This is a genomic window from Peribacillus deserti (assembly GCF_002863585.1).
GTDB classification, from domain to species: domain Bacteria; phylum Bacillota; class Bacilli; order Bacillales; family DSM-1321; genus Paraperibacillus; species Paraperibacillus deserti_A.
The window spans coordinates 1-2967 of record NZ_PGUY01000099.1; the positions used below are offsets into that span (position 1 = coordinate 1).

Genomic DNA, 2967 nt, shown 5'->3' on the forward strand with positions numbered 1-2967 from the left:
AATTGACTGATAAGACGCTCTCCTTTTTTAAAAAACTGACTGAGCTGCGTCTATTTAAGTATGGCCATTTTTCTAAAGTGGCAGAATTTAATTTTCATGGTAAGAAAAGAGGCTGCTGTAACAGCCTCTCTATTTAACTAACGCACCCGTTACTTTAAGTGTAATTGTTCACAGAGTCATCTTACCACCCCTTGAGGTTACACAAAGAAGTAATGTGTGCAAGATGATGTCTCCCCTGCCAAGCGTAGATTCCTATATTTTCACCTACTGAAACTTCACCTGAATCTGGGTGAATAAATGTCTTTTCCATATCAGCAGGACTTATACTACGTAAAAGTTTGGTCCAGCGTTTGTGCAGTGCTTTGAGAAGTAAAAGTGAAATATCAATTGGCATCTCATAATCAGATAGTTCCGCCCACTTCGTTTCATCATATGGCTTAATTACAGGCTTTTCTTCTGTAAGAGCCAATTTAAATCGAATGTAGGCATTCATATGACTGTCAGCCAAGTGATGTATTACTTGTCGAACAGTCCACCCTCCTGAACGATAAGCTGTATCAAGCTGTTCATTATCTAAGTCTTTTACAGCATCTCGTAATAATCTTGGTAAATCTTCAATCTCATTTATCCAATCCCTTATAACACTGTTAGTAATTTCACCATCAAATTGGAAATTGCCAATTGGATATTTCATATCCATTTACTACTCCTCCTAAAAACCCCTTGATTCTTGTGGCTAATTAAATAAACGTTAAAAATATGTAATTCTACATCACTTCATTTAAATCCTTTTCACCTTATATGTTATTAAACTACACCTGTGAATTTTTTCAGGTAAAAGAAAAGAACCGCCGCAGCGATTCTTTGATGTTCTATTTGCTGTTTATTAATACGAGTCACCTATGATTATGGTGCACTGCTTAGACTAAATTTAACTTATTTACCTATTATAAAGGCATCAATTACCTCATATCTTGTAAAGCTTGTTGAAGTTTGGCATAAGTTTTAATACTCGAGAAATTAATGCCTGAATTGATAATTCTTGATACTAAATCCGTTCTAATCCCTGTAAACACTGCATTGATTCCTAGTAACTTAAGAACATCATATATAGTAAAGATTCGAGCCGCAATTTCGGTATCTATAGAGGCAATGGGTGAGAAGTCAAAAATTACACATTCAATTTTCAACTCATTGACTCTGGGGATGACTCTATTCATAATAAATTCACTTTTTTCTACATCAATATTTCCAATTAACGGGATAACCGCTATACCATTTTGTATAGGTATTATGGGTGAAGATAGTTCTGTTATCTCCTGTTTATGCTTTTCTTCGGTTTCTTTTGTTATTCTCTCTCGCTTAAGTATAGTTTCAGTAATACTTAAATCGAGCAAATAACTTAATCTACTGGTAACAGTGATAACTTCCTCAGTAGTTAGTCCATGGACCAAGCTTAATTGAGACAAGATTTTTATTAATAGCTGTCTTGTATCCGCATAGGGCTTTATAAGACTCGATAATTGCTCAATATATTGAGCATCTTCCGGTGTTTCCTGTTTGGTGAGCCATTCAATGAATCTAGGTTCAACCTCTTCATTCGAAAATGTAAGCGTACTCCCTAAAAATTTTAGAAATTCAGCATGAGTATCAATTGATTTATCAATTATTTCTTTTGGTACTGTTATTTCTATCTTACCCATACTATAATTAACAATTTCCCTGCTTATTGGTTCTGCATTTTCACATAGAAAAAGTGCGAATTCTTCAATTGTTTCTACCTTTTCAATACCCATAGAGCAATACTCCTAAGTGTCTATATTTTCTTTAAGTATATTGGTTGGAAGCACACTTGTCTATCAACGATAACCAACAGAAAAAAGTAACTGTGGTTAACGACTTGGCAGGCAGATATTGCATGATGATTGTATAAGTCTACGCCCATCTTAACGGGAAAATAAGGAAAGATTTATACAATAAATACTTCTAAGGCAGGCTGCTTAAGCAGCCTCTATTATTTTCAACTTACACACTCGTTAGCTGAATAAAGAACATTTTTTGTAAAGACAAAATGTAGGAATAAGGTAAGATAGCATCGCCCCTAGTTCAAAAAAAACCGCCCATTAATTTGGACGGTTAAACGGCACCTAATTCTTGTGAAATCATTTGCACCGTTAGCTCGATTACTAATTAGAAGTTAGTTCATCGATTCGAGTTAATTCCTTGTGAACCACACGATGACTTGGATTAAGGTTTCCTGCTGCATCTCTTCCAAAACTTGAAATCAAAACGTCATCGCTATCTATGCTAGGGAAGATTTGAATTTGGACTTCAAATGTTAATGCATTTGAAACATTAGACACACGGAAAGCATTAGAATTTGGGGAAATTGTTAATGTGGCTTCGTCTATCAATGTTTTAGTTCCGTCTAGCATAAATACCCTAATCAAAGCAATAATAGTTTTGTGTTCATGGTTATTCAAAACATGGGTAATTACGCTCGTAGATTGTGTAGGAAAATCAGGGCCAGCAGTAGCATTTTCCATTGGTCCAGTAGAGTATACCAACGCCTTATTTTTTCTTTTACCCATAAATTTACCCTCCCTTCGTAATTTAATATATTTTATTCAATGTGGGGGGGTTAGTATGGATGGTTGCCACATAAAAGAAAAAACAGTTAAAAGACACAGAAATAAAAATATTACTAAATTTATAATTTCATTATCCGATTAACACAATCGTTTTTTTATCGGTAAAAATCCGACTAAAAAAGTGCTTATTTTGATAAATTAAAGGACCAAGAGGAATCGCATTATATTGGCGATTCCTTTTTTACTGGGACCGCGGCAGAAATGCCTGTTCATAGAACTAAAAACAGCTGCTGAAGTAGCCAAATGCACTTAAACTAACGCACCCATTAGTTTAAGTACAATATTTCACAATCCTCCGACTTACCTTGCAGTAGAT

3 protein-coding genes are annotated in these 2967 nt (G+C 34.7%); all 3 read right to left on the reverse strand.

Translation table 11 applies throughout. The features are described from left to right. Positions 1-181 precede the first annotated feature (181 nt). The 3 genes from CUU66_RS23445 to CUU66_RS23455 all read right to left on the reverse strand — a co-directional run bounded on the left by CUU66_RS23445 (position 182) and on the right by CUU66_RS23455 (position 2591). Positions 182-700, reverse strand: a complete 519-nt coding sequence (locus CUU66_RS23445; protein ID WP_101645821.1) for a YfiT family bacillithiol transferase — start codon at positions 698-700, stop codon at positions 182-184. 262 nt (positions 701-962) lie between these two features. Then, complete coding sequence (locus CUU66_RS23450) at positions 963-1796, reverse strand: STAS domain-containing protein (protein WP_101645822.1); 834 nt, start codon at positions 1794-1796, stop codon at positions 963-965. Positions 1797-2186: 390 nt separating this feature from the next. After that, positions 2187-2591, reverse strand: a complete 405-nt coding sequence (locus CUU66_RS23455; RefSeq protein ID WP_101645823.1) for a hypothetical protein — start codon at positions 2589-2591, stop codon at positions 2187-2189. Positions 2592-2967 lie beyond the last annotated feature (376 nt).

What these genes read in the sequence shown, in the direction of transcription:
- CUU66_RS23445 (WP_101645821.1), bottom strand. Translation starts at nt 700, where the DNA reads ATGGATATGAAATATCCAATTGGCAATTTCCAATTTGATGGTGAAATT.
- CUU66_RS23450 (WP_101645822.1), bottom strand. Translation starts at nt 1,796, where the DNA reads ATGGGTATTGAAAAGGTAGAAACAATTGAAGAATTCGCACTTTTTCTA.
- CUU66_RS23455 (WP_101645823.1), bottom strand. Translation starts at nt 2,591, where the DNA reads ATGGGTAAAAGAAAAAATAAGGCGTTGGTATACTCTACTGGACCAATG.